General features: G+C 48.5%; 27 protein-coding genes and 1 other annotated feature. Of the genes, 6 read left to right on the top strand and 21 right to left on the bottom strand.

Translation table 11 applies throughout. The features are described 5' to 3' along the window. Nucleotides 1-11: 11 nt before the first annotated feature. Nucleotides 12-246, bottom strand: a binding site (T-box leader). Nucleotides 247-285: 39 nt separating this feature from the next. The 8 genes from SB752_RS23540 to SB752_RS23505 all read right to left on the bottom strand — a co-directional run bounded on the left by SB752_RS23540 (nt 286) and on the right by SB752_RS23505 (nt 5,520). Then, the gene (locus SB752_RS23540) at nt 286-1,035 is read right to left on the bottom strand and encodes a class I SAM-dependent DNA methyltransferase (RefSeq protein WP_410717964.1); all 750 of its coding nucleotides are present in this window, start codon (nt 1,033-1,035) and stop codon (nt 286-288) included. 6 nt (nt 1,036-1,041) lie between these two features. Next, nucleotides 1,042-1,398, bottom strand: coding sequence for a ribosome silencing factor (gene rsfS / locus SB752_RS23535; protein WP_410717963.1), 357 nt, complete (start codon nt 1,396-1,398; stop codon nt 1,042-1,044). Further along, complete coding sequence (gene yqeK, locus SB752_RS23530; protein WP_410717962.1) at nt 1,391-1,987, bottom strand: bis(5'-nucleosyl)-tetraphosphatase (symmetrical) YqeK; 597 nt, start codon at nt 1,985-1,987, stop codon at nt 1,391-1,393. Before yqeK ends, rsfS begins: the two co-directional genes overlap by 8 nt. After that, nucleotides 1,971-2,570 carry a nicotinate-nucleotide adenylyltransferase gene (locus SB752_RS23525; RefSeq protein WP_410717961.1) on the bottom strand — a complete coding sequence of 200 codons (600 nt, stop codon included), beginning with the start codon at nt 2,568-2,570 and terminating at the stop codon, nt 1,971-1,973. Before SB752_RS23525 ends, yqeK begins: the two co-directional genes overlap by 17 nt. A 17-nt stretch (nt 2,571-2,587) precedes the next feature. Beyond that, the gene (yhbY, locus tag SB752_RS23520; RefSeq protein ID WP_410717960.1) at nt 2,588-2,878 is read right to left on the bottom strand and encodes a ribosome assembly RNA-binding protein YhbY; all 291 of its coding nucleotides are present in this window, start codon (nt 2,876-2,878) and stop codon (nt 2,588-2,590) included. A 37-nt stretch (nt 2,879-2,915) separates the two neighbouring features. Further along, a complete protein-coding gene (locus tag SB752_RS23515) occupies nt 2,916-3,767 on the bottom strand; it encodes a shikimate dehydrogenase (protein ID WP_410717959.1) in 852 nt (283 codons plus the stop codon). Between the two features lie 71 nt (nt 3,768-3,838). Next, nucleotides 3,839-4,960, bottom strand: coding sequence for a ribosome biogenesis GTPase YqeH (gene yqeH, locus SB752_RS23510; RefSeq protein ID WP_410717958.1), 1,122 nt, complete (start codon nt 4,958-4,960; stop codon nt 3,839-3,841). Beyond that, a complete protein-coding gene (locus SB752_RS23505) occupies nt 4,957-5,520 on the bottom strand; it encodes a YqeG family HAD IIIA-type phosphatase (RefSeq protein ID WP_268811906.1) in 564 nt (187 codons plus the stop codon). Before SB752_RS23505 ends, yqeH begins: the two co-directional genes overlap by 4 nt. 161 nt (nt 5,521-5,681) lie before the next feature. Here SB752_RS23505 and SB752_RS23500 point away from each other — a divergent pair, with 161 nt between their 5' ends. Together SB752_RS23500 and SB752_RS23495 are read left to right on the top strand one after the other, a co-directional pair. Further along, the gene (locus SB752_RS23500) at nt 5,682-6,245 is read left to right on the top strand and encodes a TetR/AcrR family transcriptional regulator (protein WP_410718038.1); all 564 of its coding nucleotides are present in this window, start codon (nt 5,682-5,684) and stop codon (nt 6,243-6,245) included. A gap of 71 nt (nt 6,246-6,316) precedes the next feature. Beyond that, on the top strand, nt 6,317-7,534 hold the full coding sequence (locus SB752_RS23495) for an MFS transporter (RefSeq protein WP_410717957.1): 1,218 nt from the start codon (nt 6,317-6,319) through the stop codon (nt 7,532-7,534). 152 nt (nt 7,535-7,686) lie between these two features. Here SB752_RS23495 and SB752_RS23490 read toward each other — a convergent pair whose 3' ends face one another. The 5 genes from SB752_RS23490 to SB752_RS23470 form a co-directional block, all read right to left on the bottom strand. Continuing rightward, entirely contained in the window at nt 7,687-7,878 is a 192-nt protein-coding gene (locus SB752_RS23490) for a hypothetical protein (protein WP_410717956.1), read from the bottom strand. Between the two features lie 11 nt (nt 7,879-7,889). Then, on the bottom strand, nt 7,890-8,942 hold the full coding sequence (locus tag SB752_RS23485) for a DNA polymerase IV (RefSeq protein WP_410717955.1): 1,053 nt from the start codon (nt 8,940-8,942) through the stop codon (nt 7,890-7,892). Nucleotides 8,943-9,038: 96 nt separating this feature from the next. Further along, nucleotides 9,039-9,479 (bottom strand): peroxiredoxin, encoded by a 441-nt coding sequence (locus tag SB752_RS23480; protein WP_410718037.1) that lies wholly within the window; start codon nt 9,477-9,479, stop codon nt 9,039-9,041. 129 nt (nt 9,480-9,608) lie between these two features. Beyond that, complete coding sequence (locus SB752_RS23475) at nt 9,609-10,343, bottom strand: gamma-glutamyl-gamma-aminobutyrate hydrolase family protein (protein ID WP_410717954.1); 735 nt, start codon at nt 10,341-10,343, stop codon at nt 9,609-9,611. A 24-nt stretch (nt 10,344-10,367) separates the two neighbouring features. Beyond that, the gene (locus SB752_RS23470) at nt 10,368-11,999 is read right to left on the bottom strand and encodes a peptide ABC transporter substrate-binding protein (protein ID WP_410717953.1); all 1,632 of its coding nucleotides are present in this window, start codon (nt 11,997-11,999) and stop codon (nt 10,368-10,370) included. A gap of 109 nt (nt 12,000-12,108) precedes the next feature. On the opposite strand from SB752_RS23470, the gene SB752_RS23465 reads away from it, so the two are divergent. Further along, on the top strand, nt 12,109-12,915 hold the full coding sequence (locus tag SB752_RS23465) for a serine hydrolase (protein ID WP_410717952.1): 807 nt from the start codon (nt 12,109-12,111) through the stop codon (nt 12,913-12,915). A 111-nt stretch (nt 12,916-13,026) separates the two neighbouring features. Here the strand turns inward: SB752_RS23465 and SB752_RS23460 are convergent, their stop codons facing one another. Continuing rightward, nucleotides 13,027-14,322, bottom strand: a complete 1,296-nt coding sequence (locus SB752_RS23460) for a phytoene desaturase family protein (RefSeq protein WP_410717951.1) — start codon at nt 14,320-14,322, stop codon at nt 13,027-13,029. 204 nt (nt 14,323-14,526) lie between these two features. Here SB752_RS23460 and SB752_RS23455 point away from each other — a divergent pair, with 204 nt between their 5' ends. Further along, the gene (locus tag SB752_RS23455; RefSeq protein WP_410717950.1) at nt 14,527-15,231 is read left to right on the top strand and encodes a M15 family metallopeptidase; all 705 of its coding nucleotides are present in this window, start codon (nt 14,527-14,529) and stop codon (nt 15,229-15,231) included. A gap of 50 nt (nt 15,232-15,281) precedes the next feature. Here the strand turns inward: SB752_RS23455 and SB752_RS23450 are convergent, their stop codons facing one another. Further along, nucleotides 15,282-16,412, bottom strand: coding sequence for a virulence factor (locus SB752_RS23450; protein WP_410718036.1), 1,131 nt, complete (start codon nt 16,410-16,412; stop codon nt 15,282-15,284). A gap of 101 nt (nt 16,413-16,513) precedes the next feature. Beyond that, nucleotides 16,514-17,272: a DUF4931 domain-containing protein gene (locus SB752_RS23445; RefSeq protein ID WP_410717949.1), complete on the bottom strand. Its 759-nt coding sequence runs from the start codon at nt 17,270-17,272 to the stop codon at nt 16,514-16,516. 171 nt (nt 17,273-17,443) lie between these two features. On the opposite strand from SB752_RS23445, the gene SB752_RS23440 reads away from it, so the two are divergent. Together SB752_RS23440 and SB752_RS23435 are read left to right on the top strand one after the other, a co-directional pair. Further along, complete coding sequence (locus SB752_RS23440) at nt 17,444-17,689, top strand: hypothetical protein (RefSeq protein ID WP_410717948.1); 246 nt, start codon at nt 17,444-17,446, stop codon at nt 17,687-17,689. Between the two features lie 91 nt (nt 17,690-17,780). After that, nucleotides 17,781-18,143 carry a L,D-transpeptidase gene (locus tag SB752_RS23435; RefSeq protein WP_410717947.1) on the top strand — a complete coding sequence of 121 codons (363 nt, stop codon included), beginning with the start codon at nt 17,781-17,783 and terminating at the stop codon, nt 18,141-18,143. Nucleotides 18,144-18,219: 76 nt separating this feature from the next. On the opposite strand, the gene SB752_RS23430 is transcribed toward SB752_RS23435, so the two are convergent. From SB752_RS23430 to SB752_RS23410, 5 genes are all read right to left on the bottom strand, one after another. Beyond that, nucleotides 18,220-18,441 carry a hypothetical protein gene (locus tag SB752_RS23430; protein ID WP_410717946.1) on the bottom strand — a complete coding sequence of 74 codons (222 nt, stop codon included), beginning with the start codon at nt 18,439-18,441 and terminating at the stop codon, nt 18,220-18,222. Nucleotides 18,442-18,547: 106 nt separating this feature from the next. Next, a complete protein-coding gene (locus tag SB752_RS23425) occupies nt 18,548-19,084 on the bottom strand; it encodes a hypothetical protein (protein WP_410717945.1) in 537 nt (178 codons plus the stop codon). Between the two features lie 86 nt (nt 19,085-19,170). Then, entirely contained in the window at nt 19,171-21,081 is a 1,911-nt protein-coding gene (locus SB752_RS23420) for an ABC-F family ATP-binding cassette domain-containing protein (protein WP_410717944.1), read from the bottom strand. 173 nt (nt 21,082-21,254) lie between these two features. Further along, complete coding sequence (locus SB752_RS23415; RefSeq protein WP_410717943.1) at nt 21,255-21,980, bottom strand: NAD-dependent deacylase; 726 nt, start codon at nt 21,978-21,980, stop codon at nt 21,255-21,257. Between the two features lie 92 nt (nt 21,981-22,072). Then, nucleotides 22,073-22,813 (bottom strand): cupin domain-containing protein, encoded by a 741-nt coding sequence (locus SB752_RS23410; protein WP_410717942.1) that lies wholly within the window; start codon nt 22,811-22,813, stop codon nt 22,073-22,075. Between the last annotated feature and the right edge of the window lie 87 nt (nt 22,814-22,900).

Genomic DNA, 22,900 nt, shown 5'->3' with positions numbered 1-22,900 from the left:
TCGTTCAACGAAAAAGGGACGAGAGGTTGTGTTTATCCCGCGGTACCACCCAGATTGGCAAATGTCAGACATTCACCCACTTGTTACATCCGTATCATGGATGAGTCGCTCTCCCTTACACAGCCAAAGGACATTCAGGGGGAGTGCTGGGAGGTGAGTTCAGAATGCTCCGGGTTGACTTGCACCAGCCGTCAACTCTCTAGATTCACGAAGTCTTTTCTTACTATTCCTCTTCTACGCGTCGAAATTTGCAGTTATAACACGATTATAGTAAATCAGAACCAATCATGTCAAATCTTTCGGCTTGCGTGCTGAAAAAAATAGGCGTTCGCTTGATTCCTGTGGAGGCAAATCCGAATAATCAGCAGTGATCACAATGTCTGTGAATCCAGCTTCCGTGAGCCAGCGCATCAATTGAATCGGTTGGTAGGCACGCTGCCAATGCTCCTCTTCCATTCGCTCGTACAAGCCATTTGGCTGCAAAAGGAAGAAGGTCAGCTGATGCTCTACCTCTAAACGAAGCGGGTCGCAAAAACATTGCCAAATGTACGAAACTTCATCCTCCACGTGTGTGAAGGTCTCGTCCCCAAAAATATGCAGCATTTTATAAGGACTGTGTACGTCAAACAGAAAGCTGCCCCCGGGCGCAAGATGGGCGAAAACACGCTGGAATGTCTCCTGGACATCTGCTTCCTCGGTCAAATAGCTGAGTGAATCACATAGCGATATGACTGCGTCTGCCACAGGCAATTCCAGCTCGCGCATGTCCTGCTCCACCCAGGAAACATCTACCTGAGATTGCCTCATCTTGTCGTATGCGATTGCCAGCATTTCCGCCGACAAATCGACTCCCGTAACACGGTATCCACGCTTGGCAAGCGGGATGGCAATCGTGCCCGTACCACAACCAAGATCGATGACGTGCTGCGGCTTCTCTCCTTTTGCCCACATGCGCTCAACCCAGTCCAGCCATTGGTCGTAGGGAGTGTCCGCCATCAGCCTGTCGTACACAGCCGCCATATGTGCATATGCCATCTGTATTTACCCTTGCTCTGCGAAGGAAACTTCCTCTGCATCCTTCCACAGACGCTCCAAATTATAAAATTCACGATCTTCACGGTGGAAGACATGGATCACGATATCACCGAGGTCAACGAGAACCCAGCGCCCTTCATCTGCACCCTCAATGCCGCGTACCGTAAAACCATTTTTGTACACCTGATCGCGAATTTCTCTGACGATCGCTTGTACCTGACGTTCGTTGTTACCGTGGCAAATCATGAAGTAGTCCGCAATAACGGATAGTTTTTTGATATCCAGTACCTTGAAGTTTTCTGCCTTTTTATCTTCTGCTGCCTTTACCACCAAACGTGCCAAATCATCTACTGTTTTAACCATTAAACCCTCCTGCTCTCCCTTTTTGGGATACCAAATCGTTGTATGCAATCAGCGTCAACGGATAAACCGTCTTCTGCTTTTCTATCAAAAAGCGGATCGTCCCTCCCAAAGCATGGGCGAGGGCAGCATCCAGATCATGCTGTGCCATTGTGCGAATTTCTTCCACACCTGGATAGTTGCGGTTCGGTTCTATATAGTCTGCCACACAAACCACTTTTTCTAACATGGACATCCCGGCCCGCCCCGTCGTATGGTAGCGTACAGCTTGTAAGATCTCTGTGTCGGTGACGCCAAGCTCCGTTTGGATGACGATAGCTGCGGCAAATGCGTGCCACAGCTCTTTTTCTCCTTCCAACAGCTCGGTTGGCATGTCATGGCGAACCAGAATCTCAGACATTTTTTCAACAGGCCAGCATTTGCAGTAGTCGTGCAAGAATCCAGCCAGCTCTGCTTTTTCAGGATCAGCCCCAAATCGCTCTGCAAGCTGCTTTGCCGACGCAGCTACTCCGAGCGTATGCTGGTAACGCTTGTCGTGCATTTGCGCCCGTACCTTTTCGAGCAGAGCCTCCCGATTACTCCACTTGTTCATAGAATCGGTTCTCCTTTATATAGCGTTCGACTGCATCTGGCACGAGATAACGAATACTCTTGCCGGCAGCTGCTTTATTCCGGATGAGTGTAGAAGAAATATCCCACACCGGCATCTCGACAAATGTCACGACTTCATCGTTATTGCCTTTGTCCAGCTCAGCTCCCGGCCGAGCCAGACCAATAAAGTGTATCATACGAATCAGTTCTTTGTACTGGTACCATTCGGAAAGAATCTGCACCATGTCTCCCCCAATAATAAAGGAGAATCGGTAATTTGGGTACTGTGAGACAAGCTCTACGATCGTGTCATAGGTGTAGGAAGGACCTTCACGCCTAAGCTCTATATCCGTTACAAAAAACGATTCATGATCAGCCACCGCAAGCTCTACCATTTGCAAGCGATGCTTCGCAAGCGTTAGGCTGTTCCGTTTTTTATGGGGAGGAACATGGGTAGGCATAAACCACACCTCGTCCAATCCTGCCTGTTCACGCGCTTGTTCAGCAGCGAGCAAATGTCCGCAGTGTATCGGATCGAACGTGCCGCCCATAATACCAATATGCTTTTGTTGTTGTTCGTTCATAGTGATTGCCTACTGTCCTATGGTAGCTTGATTGTCTTGTGCTCCCGGGACTCTTTGTACAATACAACTGTATGTCCAATCAGTTGCACCAGCTCCGCTCCAGCACCTGCTGCCAGGTCCTCTGCTACTTCGTGCTTGCCATCACTGTTGTTTTGCAGGATGGATACCTTGATCAACTCGCGCACTTCCAGCGCTTCCTTGATTTGTGTAATCATATTTTCATTTACTCCGCCTTTTCCTACTTGGAAAATAGGCGCAAGATGATGAGCTTCTGCACGTAAAAAACGTTTTTGCTTGCCGGTTAACATCGGCATGCCTCCTTATTTGTCCTGCAATCGTTGTCGATCAGGTCGTTTTCTTTAGTTGCTGCAAGACGATCTCACGCATGGCATCAGTGGGTGCTTGTTGGCCAGTCCATAACTCGAAGGCCAATGCTCCCTGATTGACGAACATGCCTACACCGGAATGAACAGTTGCGCCAATCGCACGGGCTTCGCCGAGCAGGCGTGTTTCCAACGGATTGTAGATAAGATCGCTTACGGTTAATTGGTTATGAAGCCATTCTGGTGGAACAGGCATTTCTTGTACGTTTGGGAGCATCCCGATCGAGGTCGTATTGATGAGCAGCGAAGAGTCTGCGATCGCGTCCATCCCGTCACCCTGTTCTACGATTTTGGTAGGGACAATCGTACCAACATGCTCTGCCAGAATCTGTGCTCTTTCTCTTGAGCGGTTCATGATTCTAATTTCCTTAACACCTTTTTCTGCTAGAGTAAACGCAACTGCTCTGGCAGCGCCACCCGCTCCTACCATGGTTACGATTTGTTGATCCAGAACAATCCCTGTCTCTTCTACGAGCGAGCGGACGTATCCCATTCCATCTGTATTGTAACCGATCAGTCGCCCGTCGTTGATCACAACTGTGTTGACAGCCCCAATTCGTTTTGCCAGAGGATCAATCTCATCGAGCATCGGCATAATGGCTACCTTGTGCGGAATCGTTACATTAATACCTTTTAGCCCAAGAGCACGAATACCTCTAACAGCGTCCTCCAGATCGGCAGGATCAACATCAAACGCAACATAGGCGAACCCCAAGCCCATCTCCGCAAATGCCGCATTATGCATCATCGGCGACTGCGAATGAGAAACCGGATGTCCAAACAAACCAACCAGTTGTGTTTTGCTTGTAATCATGAAGATATCCTCCCCATTATGTCTCTCTAGCATATATCACGGAAAAAAGATGCTCCTATTTCAAACAGTGACTAGATCAAGCCTTTGCGCATCCCTACGCTCACACCTTTAGGCGCATGAACCACGATGCTCGCTTCATGCTTTCCTTGGAGACTGACCCAACCCAAGCCGGAAATAACAATATCGGTTGTCGTCTCGGTCGGTTTAATTTTGAAGGAATGCTTAACGAATGGCGGCAATGCTTTGACTCCTTCTTCGCCAGTGGGTGGTACCAGGAGTGTTCCATGATGCTTCGCCAGCACTTCATCCGCTTTTTCCAGTTTCGTCCGGTGGATGTACAGATCATTGTCTACATAAACAACGAGGGACTGACGCGGTCCACGAACAAAATCAATTCGAGCAAGCCCACCCAAAAAGAGCGATTGACCATCGTCTAGCTGGTATACCTTGGAATTGATTCGACTTCTCGGAGTGATTTTACGAAGGTCTGCCGGGGAAACCATGTGTCCGATCTGATCACGATTAATAATGCCAGGCGTGTCAAAAATGGAGCGACCGTCCTCCAGCGGGATTTCGATCTTGTCGAGAGTCGTCCCTGGAAACGGTGAAGTAGTGATTTCCATATCGGTAGAGCCATAATCATGTAAAATCCGATTAATCATGGTCGACTTGCCTACGTTCGTGACCCCAACAATATACACATCGCGACCTTTGCGCAGCTCGCCAATCCGGTTCAGCAGCTCGTCGATGTTCTGACCTTTTTCCGCACTGATCAGTACTACGTCTTCTGGACGCAAGCCACGTTCCTTTGCCTCGTGCTGCATCCAGTTGCGCACACGGTTCAAATTGATGTTGCGCGGAAGCAAATCAACTTTGTTTCCTACGAGCAAAATCGGATTTTTACCGACAAATCGAGGCAATCCACGCAGCCAAGAGCCTTGAAAGTCAAAAATATCGACTACCATGACCACTAATGACTGGGTAGAGCCGATCCCATCCAAAATGCGTAGGAAGTCATCGTCACCCATTCCTACAGGGGCCACTTCGTTGTAATGCTTGATGCGATAGCAGCGCTGGCAAATGACGACTTTCCTGTCGAGTGCAGACGCCGGGGCATAGCCTGGCCGCTTCGCATCCTCCGTCTGAATCATGATCCCACAGCCGGCACAGGAGCCAGACGTTTGTTCTATCATGCTTTTCTCCTCCACGAAACCATTCCTTTCCGCTCCATCCAAATAAGGGCCACACGCTCCAACTGTCGATTGAAACGCGTCCAAAAACCGTCCGTTTGGGCTACTGGTACTACCAAGATGGTATGGAACCCAAGCCGGTTTCCGCCCAGCACATCAGTAAACAATTGATCGCCAATAACAACGGTCTCGGCAATCGTTACATTCATCTGCCGTACCGCTTGCAGGAAAGCCCGGTTCGTAGGCTTACGAGCCGAGCAAATAAATCCGATATCGAGAGGTGAACAGAAACGGTCCACACGTTCCTTGTTGTTATTTGAGACTACCGTTACCTGAATATCCGCTTCATGCAAGCGTTTCAGCCAGTTTTCTACCTCGGGGGTGGCAAGCGGCCTGTCCCATTCAACCAAGGTATTGTCCAGGTCTGTAATGACGGCCCGTACCTTATTTCGCTTCAATTGATCTATATCGATATGGTGGATAGATTCCACGAACTGACTGGGCATCAGCTTCTTTAAAAACACGGGGGCACCTCCAAATGATGTAAAGCAATCAACCGCGATTTCGGCACCTACTATACCATAATCGACCACTCTGTTGCAAAAGAAAAAGCACAGAAGCCCCTTGCTTTCGGGAAACCGTTTGAGTAAAATGAAGGTACTAAGAAAACTACTTTTGTTTAAATGGTTTTCACCCGAGTAGTTTTGTCAGGGGGTTGATTGACATAAAAGACCGGATCATGAAAGGTTTTATTGAAGAGATCAGAGACAAGGGCATGAAATTTTCTATGGATGATCTGGCTCGCAGGCTCGGAATCAGCAAGCGCACACTGTATGAGCATTTCTCGTCCAAGGTCGAAATTTTAGAAGCAATCATTGAACAAACCTTTGCAGAAGGCGATGAAAAAGCGCAGCAAATCATTGACGACGACAGTCTCTCTCTCATCGATAAGATCAAAGGGGTCATGATGGTTTTACCTACCCATTACGAGTTATACGATTTACGTGTACTTGAACAGATGAAGCGCTATTATCCTGAGCAATGGGCCATGGTCGACTCAGCTTTGTCAGACGATTGGCAAACACTGCGTGTGCTTATTGAGCAAGGAATTCGCGAAGGTCAGATTGTGAATATGAACGTCACTCTCCTGATGAAGCTGATCATCGATGCCGTAAACTCGACGCTTGACCAACGTTTTTACATGCAAAATCAAATTACCGTGTCACAGGCCCTTTCCGCAATTGTGGATGTACTTTTGTTCGGGCTCGTACCAGTGGATAAAAGGTGATCCTTTTATTCCCCTTTTTTTACAAAAACCAATAAAACAAAAATAGTTTTCACAGTAACGAGGTGTTCACCATGTCTTTCTTTACACAAATGACAAAGCAACAGCGAACAGGTCTTCTGTTCGTCATTCTGATTCTGTTTATCGACATGCTGCTGTACAGCTTGTTGATTCCGATTGTTCCTTATTTTACGGAAACGTTGCAGCCTTCTTCGACCATGATGGGAGTATTATTTAGCAGCTATGCGGTTGCTATGCTCATCGCCACTCCTATTTTCGGTCCGGTATCTGACCGGTTCGGCAGACGCATTATGCTTCTGATCGGCTTGCTTGGACTCGCTGTATCGACACTTTTGTTTGCTTTTTCAGAGTCCATGGTGCTTTTGATTACCGCACGCTTCGTACAAGGGATCTCGGCAGCAGCTACATGGCCAACAGCCCTCGCTTTGCTCGCTGACCTGTTTCCGCCGCAAAAACGCGGAGCTGTCATGGGTACCGCTTTGACCGCTATTTCTACAGGAACCTTGCTCGGTGCTCCCATCGGCGGCTGGCTGTTTGAGATCAGCGACCATCGAATGCCGTTCCTTGCCGCAGCTGCATTTACGGTGCTCAACATCGTTCTGGTTTTCTTGTTCTTAAAAGAAGAAAAAAATCGGACTGTCAGCGAAAAGCTGGAGTTGAGTGGCTTTATCCGCAATCCACAAGTCGTCTTTATTGCCGGAATCGTGCTCCTGGCAGAAGTATCTCTCTGCTTGCTGGAGCCAACTCTCCCTGTTTTCTTTACAGCGAAGATGGGCAGCACACCAACCACAATTGGCCTGTTGTTTGCTGTGATGACCCTGGCATACGGGATGATAGCTCCTGTAGCAGGCTCGCTCTCCAGCCGCTATAATCCGTACAAGCTGATGTTTGCCGGCATTATTGCACTAGCCATCTTCATGCCTTTCCTCGTATGGTCTGGCTCGCTCTGGCAAACAGCGATCGCCATGGCACTCGTCGGCGCAGGCGTAGGCTTCACTTTGTCACCAACACTTGCCACATTAGGCGGAATCATTGACGAAGGTGGCAGCGGGGCTTATGGTACCGCCTATTCGCTCTTTAACATGTTCCATGGTGTCGGCATGGTGGCAGGTCCATTGCTTGGAGGAATTTTGACGGATCTGTTGCCAGTTTCCAGTGCCATTCCTGTCGTAGCAGCAGCTGTGCTTGGTTTTGGCATCCTGCTATTTGTCCAATTGCGGGCAAGCAAAACCGTTCGTATCACGCACAAAGAAAGCGAGCTGAAATTTTGAGGTTGAATCTGCGTCCGATCACGGGCTTTTATGCAAGTGGCCAGATGGATGGGGCTGAAGAAGTGATGATTCTCGATAGAAAACCTAGCATGTAAAACAGCACCCCTTTGCGCTTATCGGCAAGGGGGTGCTGCTGTGTATTATCAGGCCATTTATTCTGCTGGTTTCTGTCTCGCTTCCATCAATCGCTGGACTCTCTCCGTCGGAGTCCAGCACTCGAAACGATAATCTGGGCGTGTTTCGTAGGTGAGACGTGAACACCGATAGCTGACTCCACTTGCACCTTTTTCGACGCGAAAATGAATACAGGTCGCACAGCAATGAAATGCATTTGCTTCCTCCACCGCTCTCCCTCCTATTGCCCCAGCTTCCAGGAAAACATCGTGAGCTGCTCATAGCGCTCTACCTGTTGATCAGCAAAATTGGAAAAACCGACACCAACCAGCCTCACACCTGCGGAATAGTCAAACGCATCGAGCAGATCATCCAGCAAATCCTTCCAATTGGCACCTGCCATAGCCTTGTGCTGCTTGGTGCGCTGGGTGAAATCTGCGTACTTGATTTTTAGCGTGATCGTCTGAGGCTCTACCCCTTCCTGGCGGATGTCCTCCTCTACCTCGCGTAGCAGGGACGTGGCGATCGGCTCTATCGATTCCCGATCATACAAATCAAACGGGAGGGTCGTTTCACGACTCGTCGATTTTGGCGTACGATCCATTTCAATCTCCCTGCTGTCTTCCCCTCTGGCACGATGATAGAGCGATTTTCCGAATTTGCCAAACAAGCTGACTGTCTCATCCAAAGAAAGCTGCCAAAAGTCCTCGACCGTCTCAATTCCTTTTTTGGCGAGCAATTCCTGCGACTTCTTCCCAACACCATGCAATGTGCCAATCGGGAGCGTCCTCAGTACCTCCAAAGCTTGCTCCGGGCGAATAATCACAAAGGCATCCGGCTTTTTCAGGTCGCTGGCTATTTTGGCGAGTGACATATTATACGAGAGTCCAATACTGCAAGTCAGCCCCGTCTCCCGTTTGACCCGCCTTTTTATTTCACGAGCGACAGGGACGGCATTATCATAGTGCGAGACGTCCAAATACGCCTCGTCCAGTCCAACCGTCTGGTAACGTTCTGCATAGGAGGAAAAAATCTCTCTGACTTCCGCAGACTTCTCAATATAGCGGCTATAGCGCACAGGTAAATAAACACCCTGTGGGCATTTTTTTCGAGCCATAGCGATAGGCATAGCAGAACGGACACCGAATTTACGTGCTTCGTAGCTACAGGTCGATACGACTCCACGATTGCCTGTACCCCCAACAATGATCGGTTTCCCACGCAATTCCGGCCGGTCTAGCTGCTCCACACTCGCGAAAAAAGCGTCAATATCCATGTGAAGGATTTTTCTCATGTCGGATAACCACCAAACATACATTCTCATTTGTATTATCCCCGTTTTTCGCCTTTGTTGCAAGTAACGAATCCCCATATGAACCGCCCTTTTTCTTTAGGAGCGTGTGGCGATCACCGAAAGCAGCTCGGAAACAGAAGGGTTTCCTCTTTTCGCATACATGATTTTCCTGTCCTTGCCAATGATGTAGACGATGCGTTGCTGGAAGAACAGACCGAGAATTTTGCCTACTCCGTATGCGGATCGAATGGACTCGTCAGCATCAACGATCAACGGAAAGCGATAGCCAAACCGCTCTGCAAAAGATTGCTTCTTGCCCAGCTCTCCCGGGTTTACCCCGAATACGACTGTGTCAGCCTGTTCGATTGAAGCGTAGTTGTCCTGCACGGCACAGAGCTGCTTCGTGCAAACGGGCGTGTCATCACCCGGATAAAAAATGAGGACGATATTTTGCTTGCCCAGATAGTCCTTGAGGTCTACAGGGCCTTTTGTGCTCATTGCCGCAAATACCGGGGTGTCTGCTCCCACTTTTAACATATCACTCACCTCTTTCTCCCAGTATACATGAACCAGCGCGAAAACTCAGACGGTTGTAGAAGACGAAAAACCGTCCTGCCTCTGACAGAACGGTTCTTCTTGAAATGTTTTTTAGTTTCCTGATCGCTCCTAGGTCGCCTGCAGCTTCTGCTGTTTGACACGGGCAATAAATGCCTCTGCGAGCTTTAGCATATCACTGTCGTGCGCCCACATGCGCTCCGGATGCCACTGCAACCCTACGTGTAGCCCGTCGAGGCTCTCAATCGCCTCAATCACACCGTCAGCCGCGCATCCAGTCATTTTAAAGCCTTGTGCTACATCTTTAACCGATTGATGGTGTGAGGTATTAACCAGCACTTCCGTCTTGCCGAGTGCGTCTGCCACAAAGCCAGGCTGCAGCACTACCTTGTGTGCACCATACTGGCGCGAGCCTCTTTGCGCGTGCTGCAATGCCCCTGGAACCTGTCTTGGGATATCCTGAACGAGCGTGCCGCCACAAGCAACGTTCATGATTTGCATCCCACGACAAATGCCTAACATCGGCTTTTGCAGCTCCATCGCCAGCTTGATTATCTCAAGCTCAGCCAGGTCTCGCTCGAATTCGATTTCCCCCAAGCCCTGCAGCGGCTCTTCGCCGTACAAGTGTGGTGCCGGATCGTCTCCACCCGTCAAAATCAAACCGTCCAGCGATTCGATCATCTGGCGAAACGGCGCCTCCTGTATCGTGAGAAGCGGCAGGATGAGTGGAATTCCGCCAGCGCGGGCAATTCCATCCACATAGCCGGAACCAACATAAAAGAACTGGTCCAGATTGTTACCTGGGAAAAACATTTTCGTACACGCTACGCCAATAATCGGCCGCACACAATTCACTCCCTCATCCATTCTTTATTTCTTTTCGTTGGACGCGTATTTGAAGTCAATGAATCCGAGGGCGTCTACTACAACATCCTTAACGCTGTCCTGTTTAACCCATGCATACGTGAAATAGTAGATCGGCATTGCCGGCATTTCGTCCATGACGATGGCATCTGCCTTTTTCAGGATTTCTTTGCGCTTGGCTACGTCGCCTTCTTTGGCAGACTGTGCAAGCAGGTCAAGAAACTCCTTGTTCTCCCATTTCGATGTATTCAGGCCACCCTTGAACACTTCCAGGAAGTTGATCGGATCGTTGAAATCGCCAATCCAGCTCGCACGTCCAATCGTGAAGTTGCCTTCCTTCATCTGCTCCCGGTGTACCTTGTTTTCTTTATTAACCAGCTTCACTTCGATTCCAAACGCTTTTCTCCATTGATCCTGGATGACGGTTGCGATACGCTGGTTTACTTCTGTCGTATTGTACGCGATCGTCAGCTCAGGCAGCTGGGTCAGACCTGCTTCCTTCATTCCTTCGGCAAGCAGCTTTTTCGCTGTCTCTACATCGCCATCCTTGATGTAGCCATCTGTACCTAGCGCCATGGTTGGCGGCAGGATTCCCGTCGCTGGCGTACTCTTGAATGGTACGACGTTGTCCGAGATTTCTTTGCGGTTTACGGCTGTTGCAAAAGCCTGGCGAATCTTTTTGTTGTCAAAAGGCTTCTTGGTCGTGTTGAAGATGTACCAATACGTCCCTGCAGTCGCCTGCGTTTGCATTTTACCCGAATCCTTCAGAGCATCGAGCGCATCGAGTGGCAAATCGCCGAGCGGTGAGCCTGCCCAATCCAAGTCGCCTTTTTCAAACATGGACAGCTCTGTGTTGGCATCCTCAATCATGTTGACCGTGAGCTTGGACAATTTGACAGCCACCTTGTCCCAATAGGAATCGCTCTTTTCAAATTCGATGACCGATTTATGCTCCCATTTTTTCAACACGAACGGACCGTTTCCGATGTAGGTTTCCGGTTTGGAAGCCCACTCCTTGCCTGCTTCTACGACCTTTTGATTCACAGGGAAGTAGGTGACAGATGCGACCAGCTCCGGGAAGAACGGCGCCGGGTTCTCCAGGGTCACAACGAGCGTCTTGTCGTCCGTTGCCTTTACACCAACATCCTCTGCTTTTGCTTTCTTGGAGTTAAAGGCCTCTCCATTTTTCAAATAGTACAGCTGGTACGCATAGCCGGAAGCGGTTACAGGATCGAGAACACGTTTCCACGCGTATTCAAAGTCATGAGCGGTTACCGCATCCCCGTTGGACCATTTGGAATCGCGCAAATGGAACGTGTACGTTAGCCCATCCTCTGATACCTCGTACTTTTCAGCGACCGCCTCTTTCAGCTCGCCATTTTCATTCAAGCGAAGGAGACCATCAAATGCTGCCCGGGCAACAGACATCGAAGGGATATCTTCTGCCAGTCCAGGGTCGATCGTGTTCGGCTCACCTGTATTCAGGTTCACCTGCATGGTCTGCGGGCTGGATGCTGCTTGTCCCTTCTCGGAAGTAGACACTCCCTCACTCGTGCCCGCCTGCGGTGTACCACAGCCAGCAAATGCCAGACTGGTCAGTAGCACAGCACAGAATGATAGCTTTTTGAACCTTTTCACAAAAAAACCCCCGTCTCTGGAATAATTCTTCTTGATTGTTAGGAGCATGACTAAATAATATTATCTTGAGAAAATTTTGTCTACACGAAAGAAAAAGGAGATGGATCAAATGCTATCAAGTCTTTCTACTTCCATAGCTGATTTGCTGCAAGAAGCGGGCGGTGAATGGGGTATTTATTTGGAAGATTTACAAACCGGCGAGAAGTTCACCTGGAATGAAAATCAACGCTTTTACGCCGCTAGTGTAATTAAAGTTCCCATTATGACAGCAGTATTTGCCCAGGCTTACGCAGGCAAGCTTGCACTTGAGGACAAGATCAAGCTGCGCCATGAAGACCTGGTGGGTGGAGCAGGTGTGCTGCAGCATATAACTCCCGGTACCGAGCTGACCGTACAGGACCTGGTCACTCTGATGATCATCCAGAGCGATAACACCGCGACCAACATGATGATTGATCTGGTTGGCATCGAAGCTATCCGTACTGCCATGAGCAAAACCGAAATGGTGAACAGCCAGTTCTACAACAAGCTGATGGTCGTCCCAGCCGAGCTTGAGGGCTACAACGAGATTACAGCAGCCGACATGGGAAGCCATATGCGTTATTTGGCTACAGGTAAAGTCATTTCGTATGACAGCTGTCTAAAAATGATTGCGATCTTGAAGCAGCAGCAGCACCGTGACCGCATTCCTTTCCTGCTCCCTGATCCTGATGGGGATATCATCGGCATGGTACCAAAATGGGAATTTGCCAACAAGACAGGCTCTGTTACAAACATTACTCACGATGTTGGTATCCTCTACGTCGGCAACCATGCTGTTACGATCAGCGTACTGAACAAAGGACTGAAGCAAAAAGCGGCAGCGGACGTCATGGCGCGTATCGGCAGCCTCGTATACGGTGTATACTCTTCCTAAATCACCAAAATTGAATCGTTATCTTCGCCGCCAGCTTCGTTTGGCGGCTTTTTTTGACGAAAAACGGGCGCTCCCACTCAAAAAGGGAGCACCCGTGATCTTGTTCTCACATTATTCTTTTTCCAAAATCAGGTTGGCTACATTCAACGCACTGGAGAAAGACAGCTCGGACAATTGTCCTTGTCCCTCACACCAGTCACCAGCAAAGAACAGGTTGCGGTAATCCGGCAGTGAAATTGGCAATGGCTTCTGGTTCATGGTCCATTTGATCTCCTGTACAATCGCACGGGTGGAGACACGTGGCACAACAAGTTGCTCACGCCATCCGGCAAAATGCTTGTCATACAGGTTTTCAATTTCTATTTTACGCTGCTCAGCTGCCTCCTTGTTCCCTACATCTGCTTGACGCATATACGCGGTTGCCTGCAAAAGCTGACCACCCTCAGGTACACAAGTCGGGTCGTAATACGAGATATCCGTAATAAAGATGTTGTTTTGTTTGTCGTAGATATACGAGAATGGAACGTCGACGCGTTCTTTAAGCCCGATATCATAGACAATAACCACAGTTGGCTCGTACTCTGCATGCTGAGCAATCGCATGCTCCAGACGTGTTTCAGCAAAGACCTTGACCATTTCTTTCGGCGGAATACAGCTGATAAATTCATCAGCAGTAAACTCGCCCTCCGGTGTTACCACTCCCACAACACGATCGTCTTCTACATGGAACTGTTCAACCTTGGTTTTGGTCAAAATCGTTCCATTATTCGCTTCAATGACACGAACAAATTCATTGATCAACGCCTGCCAGCCACCACCAATGTAGGCAACAGGCTTATTGGTTGTAAATAGACGGCTGTAGTACGAGAAGAATACGTCAGACGGAATTTTCTCCGGTTCACGTGTGAAGAAGTTTGAGGAAGCAAGTGTCAGCATCATGTCTTTTACTTCTTCATTGACATGCTTCTTCTCCATCCACTTCAGAATGGACATATGCGGATGGCCTTTTTCCATTTTCAACATGGTTTTTAAAATTTCAAACGTAAACAACACTTTGTCCAAACCGGTAAGCAGCTTTGTTTGGAAGAGACCTTGTACGTTAGAAGGAACAGCAGTGAGCTCGTCTCCTATATCGTACTTAGCTTTGGTCGGGTTAAAGTCTTGCCAGTCAATGTGAAGCCCCAGCTCTTTTTCAAACGTTCTCAGAACTGAGCTGTCACGAGCGTAAATAGCATGGGCACCGAAGTTAAAGTTAAAGCCCTTGATCTTCAACGTAACGGCACGTCCACCTAATTGACCGCGCTCCAATACAGCAACTTTTTTGCCTTTCGATGACAGGTAGGCAGCGCTGGAAAGACCAGCTAATCCTCCACCTACGATAACAACGTCATAGTGATTGGTTGTCATACACAATCTCCCCTACGCACTAGCGATGTTGATTCTGATCCAGTAACAATGCTAAACCCTATCCTAGAATACTGGATGTATAAGGTGGAAGTCAACCATTATTGAACTGTGTCTATTTTTATACTGGCACATACCATTTATTTCCTCTATACCCATCATGCTATAATGAAAAGAAAACCTGAAAAGATAAGGGTGTTTCCATATATGACCTGGAATTTTCCTATCCCCATGCAAGTCAAGCAGTTGGGTTCGTTGCCACCCATCGCAGAAAATCACGAGCCCCTTCTCTCTCTCAAGCAGTATTCCCCTGAGATTGAGGTGTATCCGGCTTACTTTCACGAAGGCTTAACCGGGACAACGAATGATTGCCTGCTGCGCAAGAGTGTCGCACAACGGTTAAAGGAAGCTGCTTCATTACTTCCGACAGGAATTCGGCTCGTACTTTTGGATGGCTATCGGCCAACCCCGGTGCAACAGGCTTTGTATGATCGCCAGAAAAACTGTCTGCTTGACCAGGGCTGGACAGAAAATGAAGAGATGTATGCGCAGTTGCACCGCTTTGTTGCCCGCCCCTCCATAGATCCGGAGAAGCCACCTCGTCATTTGACGGGAGGCGCTGTAGATTTGACGCTTTCAGGACCCGATGGTTGGTTAGACATGGGTACACCTTTTGATGATTTCAGCGATCGGGCAGCCACCCTCTACTATGAACAAAAGGCTGAGCTTACTCTCGATGAACAAATTTGTCGTGACCACCGTCGGCTATTGTACCACGTCATGAGTCAGGTTGGCTTCACCAATTATTCTGATGAGTGGTGGCATTTTGATTATGGCAATCAAGCCTGGGCGGTATTGACTGGGAATGAGACCGCTATTTATGGCGGAGTCATCCCAGAAAAGTCCTCTTAACCCGCAAAAAACGGGGCTGCATACATCGCCCCGTTTTTCCATCTATGCTCTTAGTCATTTCTGCGTGTCATTTGCTGCCAGACTGTACCACTAGCCGCTTCACCGCTTTCAATCCGTTCAACAGCCATTTGTACCTGCAGACTGACCTCGAATTCAGGATCGTTTTGTGCTGCACGCAATGCCTCGAGTGCAGACTCGTCCCCCACCTCAAACAAGAATCTCGCTGCACGCCAACGAACAAGCTTATTGCGATCCTTCAGAGCCTCACACATCGGGGCAGTTGCTCGTACATCACCCAAATCAGACAAGGTATCGCCCGCAGTTCGTCTTACAGAGACAGAGTCATCACGAAGTGCTTCGAACAAGAGTGGGAAGACGGCGTCTCCCCCAACCATTCCTAAATAGACCACAGCAAGTCTGCGAATCGAAGGCTTCGTATCGCGCAATGCTTTTTCAAGAATAGGCAAATCTTCTTCAGTCGGCTCCATCCGATCGAGTGCTTCATATCGTTTTTGCCAGTCTGGATCGGTGAGCATCTCAAGTGTAACAACCTTCTTTTCCCTTACAACAGGCTCTGGGGTTTCTCCTGGTCCAAGCTGCATCGCATGTTCTACGAGCTGTGCAACACGGCTCTCGGGATAGGCTGCATCGATCTCACCGGCAACCTCTTCCCCAATCTCGCGCAAATCCCCGTAGCGTACGCCATGCTCGACCCATTTTCGCTCCATAATCAGGTTTGGAGAAGCAGAGCCTGCGTTTACAGCTGCTTGCCCAAAACGCTCTGGCAGGGCGGCACGTATTTGCTCCGTACCCATGGTTACTTTAACCTGCATCGGTACACCCCGAAACATCTGGATAAACACCTGCGCTTCGCCAAAGGCTGCAGCGTCTGCCGCAGACGGAACTGTAACAGTCGTCCCCGCACCCGCTTGCAAAACCTCTCTTGCCTGTGTCAAAATACGCTGCCAATCTGCAGTCGATTTACGCTCCAGTGCGAGAAAATCGGCAGTATGAAAGATGGATGTTACCCCATCGATTTCGAGCAGCTTGCCCATCAGCTCTGGCGCCTTCGCAGCCTCTGCTTTTTTATAAACATGTTGAACGCCGTCTGGCAAACGCACGTCTACGTTTAGTTTCATCACGTTTGGACTTGGTGTTGGTTCGATAGACAACAGTTTCATCATATGTCACTCCTTTTTCCGTACTACTTCAAGCATCCTCCTTATCGTAGCACGCCTGCTCCCTCTTTTTCCAATCTGGAGGGGCAACAAATGCAGTTTGCCTAAAAATAATGGCGTCTCATTTCCGAGATGATTTCGTCCAAATTGTTTGCTACCTGTGGAATCGCGTACCCGACGTACAGCGGCGAGGTAACAAAACGTGGTACGACCTTGGCAAACAGCTTGTCCTTCCAATGATAAAAAAAGAAATTGTAGCTTTTATTTCGCACATTGACATGATTCAGTACCCAATGAGCAAGAATCTGTAGGTAGTCTGCCATCTGGGGCAAGCGATCCCAATCCGACAAGACTACATTGTATTCAAAAAAGCCGGCTCGCGGATGTGTCGACAGCGTACACTCGATCCCTGCTTCTCTGTCTATGGTCTTCCCGATAAAATCACTATCCTTGACTTGCGCGTGGTAATCATACTGATTAAGTCCAACGATTTGCATATGTGGATGGCGAATGCTTCCGCCAGATAATGGACCATGATTTTTGAAAAAAAGGACCGATTGAAAGGAGCCGCTCCGCTCCATCTCCAGCCATTTTTCTACCCCAAAGGACAAAAGAGCCCGTACATGCTCTTTGGAATAGACCGACCAGTCTCCCTCACACTCATCCGACTCAATCAAGACAGTCTGATAGGTTTCTTGTAAAACCGGGTATTTGTTCATGAGCCAGATCATCGATCCACGCTGCTCCAGCACGTCCGTGAGACTTTTGCGATCGCAAAATGGACAGGCTGCTTCCCGGTTGATCACACTCTCTGGTTTTTTCCTACCCATCTGCATATTAAAGTGCAAATGCGTCTGCGTCATACAAGCGTCCCTCCTGTTCCTCTCTCCTCACTTTACACGAAAATGATCGAGAAAATCATTTCGTTTTTCATGCAACAGCCCCTTTTTAATTCGGGCTGCGGATTCTTTTTTTATCTCAAGCGATTTGCATACAATGAGAAGCAGTGAATAGCGGAAAGGTGTTGGATGCAAATGGAGAGGTCTTTTTATTATCCCGTTAGCTGGAGTGAGGCACATAAATACAAAATTATGCTGGATCAAGAAGGTGTTCCCTATGAAATTCAATCACCAGTGGATTTGCCTATTCTAGAGGAAGGCAAGCTGGCTATCGTCTTCCCTTCTATCCCACTGCGTCTGTACGCCTGGGTGCGTGCCTTGTTTTATCGAGATGGTCTCCGCTATCCAGATCCATTTTCTGCGAGCTATAAGCTTAGATAATGCAAGCAGCTGACAGGTACCGCTTCAGCTTACACACATAGGATGTTAATAGAGGCGTTTGGTTTCCCCCTAACTGGAGGAGGTGAAGAAGATGCCATCCTATAACATTCGTATTTCCATTGCCAATTTGAGACTTGACCTCTTTGACGGTTCCCGGCTTGTCCGCTCCTTTCCGGTTGCTCTCGGAAAGATTGTTACCTCAACCCCACGTGGGGATTTTACAATTATCAATAAAGTACCGTATCCGAACTCGTATCCAGGTGGTCCATTAAGTGTGTTTGGCACCTTTTGGCTCGGTTTGAGCAAACCCCATTACGGCATTCACGGAACGAACGATCCTTCCTCCATTGGCAAATACGTTTCCCATGGATGTATTCGCATGTTCAATCAGGATGTCAACGAGTTGGCGAAGACAGTCCCCATCGGTACGCCAGTACGTATTAGGCAACAGTAATGAGCGTCGATCCTTTTCGTCCAAAGCAAAGACCCGCCCCTATAATCCCGAGGCGGGTCTTCCATTCCATTCCCTTTTACATGAAACGAGTCTTTCTCTCATCGGTTACATGCATTCCATCTGATTCAATATATACAAGAAATCTTCTTGCTTGCTTGTACATAATGGATAACGTCATTTCTCTGATCTTGTTCATGATCGCATCTTTTTCGTCAGGGTGCACTTCGCAAGCGAGTTTTTGTTCTTGCTGGGCAAGATAAGACTCAACCCATTCTGGATCTAATTTATAAGCAGGCAACGACAGCGACTCCTCTACTCTAGTAATCTTCTCTAGTCTACAGGAAGCAGGGAGTGCTTTCACAGCCTCAATAACTGGCTATACAAACAGAGATTGGTACTGGGCCCTATACTTCCACAATATCTTCCGTTGGAAAAGAGACGAATTCTTCCGGATGACTCCGAATATAACTGTAGATCATCAAAAAGGTATCCGGTATGTTCTGTTGATAATGTGCATAGAGTCGATGAACCGTTTCCGAAAGCTGAGCATCCTCTTCCAAATCCTGTCCCGTTACATCTGCCATCGTCTTGCCAAGCCTCTGATTTCTTTCCTCTAGTACCTCGTTCATTTCCTCGAGTAGGGCGATGATCTTTTCTTGTCCGAAAAAGCGTAAGCCTGCCTGAATCCCGATCCAGTACGAGAATTCCTGCCTCGTATAAGCGAGCCAACAATAAAACTCAAGAGCGGACCCATTCGCATGATCATGCCAAACATGAAACATAAACAAGGCACGCTGCCCTATCGTGAGCTGTTGATACACCTCTGCCTTCACCGACGGATTCTTTCCCCTGAGCGGTAACAGCACGGGCTCGATACATGCTCGCCCCAGTTGATCTGGCTGCAAGGAATGAAAAAACTCCCGCTTCATCGCTATCAACATCAAATCACTCTCCCTTGCTCCCATTATATAGCAAAAACCCCAAGACAAAAGAACATACTCCGCTTGGGGTTCGTGATTTCCTGCTATTATTTTCCTTGCTCTAATTCTTCAATCATAGCAGACAGCTCTGCCCATCGTTCTACAGCTGCTTCTAATTCTGCCGCTACCTGTTGTTCTTCGGCAAACAGCTTCTCCACCTTGCCATAGTTGCTGCCGGAAGAAGTAATCTCCTGCTTCAGACGAACGCTGCGCTCTTCCAATGAAGCGATCTTCCCTTCGATTTCATCCCATTCCTTTTGATCTTTGTAAGAGAGCTTCTTCGTACGATTATTGCCCCTGATTGCGCTCGTTTTTTCACTTTTGTCAACGGGGTCTGCGATCGCTTGCTGTGAAGACTTTTGCTCACGTCTTTCATCGAGGTACTCAGAATAATTTCCGTTGTAGAGATGGATCGTGCCCTGCCCCTCAAAAGCAAATAAATGGTCAACCGTGCGATCCAGAAAATAGCGGTCATGGGAAACAGTTATGACTGCACCAGGGAACTGCTCCAAATAATCTTCCAATATACTGAGTGTCTGGATATCAAGATCATTCGTCGGCTCATCCAGGAACAAAACATTCGGCTCTCCCATCAAGGTGCGCAATAAATAGAGACGTCGTCGCTCTCCGCCTGACAGACGTGAGATAGGGGTCCACTGCATATGCGGGGCAAAAAGGAAACGTTCCAGCATTTGCGATGCTGTAATCGACTCGCCGTTACTCGTTTGAATGACCTCTGCGGCTTCCTTTACATACTCAATCACTCGCAGTTTTTCGTCCATTTCCACGCTTCCCTGTGTGTAATACGCGATTTTAACGGTTGTACCCACTTCGATAGAACCGACATCAGGTTGAATTCTTCCTGCGAGCAAGTTTAATAGCGTCGACTTTCCGCTTCCATTTGGCCCAATAATTCCGACTCGATCACCAGGCAGTACAATGTAGCTGAAATTTTGAATGAGCTTGCGATCTCCAAACGCTTTGCTAATGCCTTCAATCTCAATCACTTTTTTGCCTAAGCGGCTTGCTCCCAGTGCCATCTCCATTTTGGCTGCCGGTCCTTCTACCGCCCGGTCTCTCAGTTCCTCGGCACGCTGAACTCGCGCTTTTTGCTTGGTCGTCCGTGCTTTCGCTCCACGTCGCAGCCAAGCAAGCTCTCGTCTTAAGAGATTTTGCCTTTTGCTCTCCGTCGCCGCCTCGTTTTCTTCGCGCTCAGCCTTTTTCTCCAAAAAGGTAGCGTAGTTGCCTTCATAGCTGTACAGCTTTCCTTTATCAAGCTCAAAGGTTCGATTTGTTACACGATCCAAGAAATAGCGATCATGCGTGACGAGCAGCAAGGCACCTTTGTAACGGGTCAAATAGTCTTCAAGCCACTCTACCGTCTCATTGTCGATATGGTTGGTAGGCTCATCCAGGATCAATAAATCGGCTGGCTGAATCAACGCGCGAGCCATCGCGACACGCTTGCGCTGACCGCCAGAGAGCTCACTCACTCGCTGTGAGAAATCATGTAATCCCAATTGGGTCAATATCATTTTCGCTTGCGTATTGCTCTCCCAAGCATCAGCGGCATCCATTCGGGTTTGCACGGAAAACATCCGCGCCTGCCTCTTCTCGTCATCTGGCGCCACTTGCAGGTCAGCCAAAGCCTGCTCGTACTCACGAAGCAGTTGAATCAGTTGAGAATCGCCGTAAAAAACCTGGTCCAATACAGAGGAATCCTCTTCAAAGCTCGGATTTTGCGGCAAGTATTCGACGCGAAAGTGATTGGCATGAACGACCTTTCCGCTATCTGCTGTATCCAAGCCCGCAATGATTTTTAACAAGGAAGACTTTCCTGTGCCGTTTACACCGATCAATCCAATCCGCTGCTGCTCGGCAATATGAAAGGAAATGTTGTCAAACAATACTTTCTCTCCATAGCCTTTGGAGAGATTTTCTACTGTTAATATTTGCATATCGGTCACCTATACTTTTCTATTTGCCGCATGAAAAGGCAAATGGATGCTATACCCGATGGTACCATGTTTTTCTCCGAAGCTCTAGGGCGCAAAGGATTTTCACCCGCAACCTGAGCCTGTCTATGTAAACGCGCAAAAGGCAAGCAGCATTCGTGTTCTCCAAATGCCACTTACCTAGATCCCAAAGCTTCATCTGCTCGCTTCAGCACCATACCAATCAGCTCGTCTTGGATAATCAAATCGGCCAATCCGTCCAGTGGTGTAGGTTCTTTGTTGACGATAACCAGTTTTGCGCCTTGCTCCTTTGCTAGCTGGGGAAACCAATTAGCGGGGCTTACTTGAAGAGAGGAACCCAGTACTAGGAAAAGCTCAGCCTGACTACTCCACCTCTCAGCTTGCTGCAGGGCCTCATGCGGCAAAGCTTCACCAAACAGCACAACATTTGGACGCAGCATACCTCCACACTCGCATGTCGTTCCATCCGGTGTCATATATCTGCTGCTTGGAAACGTAAACGTGCACACTACGCAGCGAATGGACCCGAGTGTGCCATGTAGCTGCGCTACTTCCATGCTGCCTGCCCGTTGATGAAACTCGTCAACGTTTTGTGTAATGAGCCCGTAAACGAGCCCTTGTTTCTCCCATTTTGCCAAAATTTCGTGTCCTAGATGAGGCTGGCATGATAACAAACCCTCTACTCGTTTCTGATAAAACGAAAGAAAAGCATCCCGTTCATGCTCCATTGCCCACGTGCTTGCCAGCCTCATGGGGTCTTGCCCACGCCATAACCCCGTCTGCGAACGAAAATCTGGCAAACCGCTCTCTGTGGACATACCTGCTCCTGTAAAAACAACCGTACACGCAGATTGCTTGATCCATTCAACAAGTTGCTTCATTGCTATCATCCCCTCCGCGTCTGTTTTCCACCTTTGCTAAATTGTAAGGGACAAGTAGTTTCTTGTATACGCAGGGAGTCGTTTTCATCCTGTTAGTAATACCACTGATATGTCGGAGGTTGCTGGTAGGCGGGCTGTTGTTGATATGGTGGCTGTGGGGGTGGAGCTGGCTGATATCCGTATGGTGGCTGCGCTTGCTGTACATGGGCTACATCGTAGTAGGGATAGGGTACTGATGGTTGGCCGTAGTATAGCTGGTATGGATACGCACTGGAGGTCATACTTCCACGCCCTCCTTGCTGGCAACCTATTGGCGGACCGATAACGACGTTGCTAGTAATCGGTTCCAGCGCTTCCTTTATCTTTGCCTCATCCAGGCAATACGTATGAGCGAGTACACTCGCGGGAGTCAAGCGCAGCATTTGGGAGCTGAAAATGACCTCTGGAGTGTTTGCATCAAAGATCGCCAAAAGATGTGTATTGTCTGTGGTAGCCATTTCATAGTGCCACCAGCCCTGGGGAACATTGGCTACCTGCCCTGGCCCGATCGTAAAATTGAGCATCTGATTTGTATAAGGATTCATGATCGAAACGACTGCTCCACCCGAGATGCAGTACACAAGCTCGGAGGCATTTTGATGAATATGAGGCTCAACGACATTGCCTGTGGTCAAATAAATATCGAGCAGGGATGCATTGCCTAATGTGTTTAATTGATTGATCGATAGCGAGTCAATGTAATTCCTGTCATCCTTTTTAAAAAAGAGATTATTTTTCAAGTCGTACGTAAATTGTACGGACGGTGAAGTAAAATCAACGGATGAATTAGCCATCTTTCTTTTTATCCTCCCGCATCATAGGTATTTGACTACCATCTATAGGTATTCCAGCTGCCTACATGCAGTGAACCCATCTTTAGG

The organism is Brevibacillus sp. SIMBA_040 (genome assembly GCF_046535075.1).
Taxonomy (GTDB): Bacteria; Bacillota; Bacilli; order Brevibacillales; family Brevibacillaceae; genus Brevibacillus.
The sequence above is the reverse complement of the archived record's forward strand: the minus strand, read 5'-3'. Positions and strand labels throughout refer to the sequence as shown.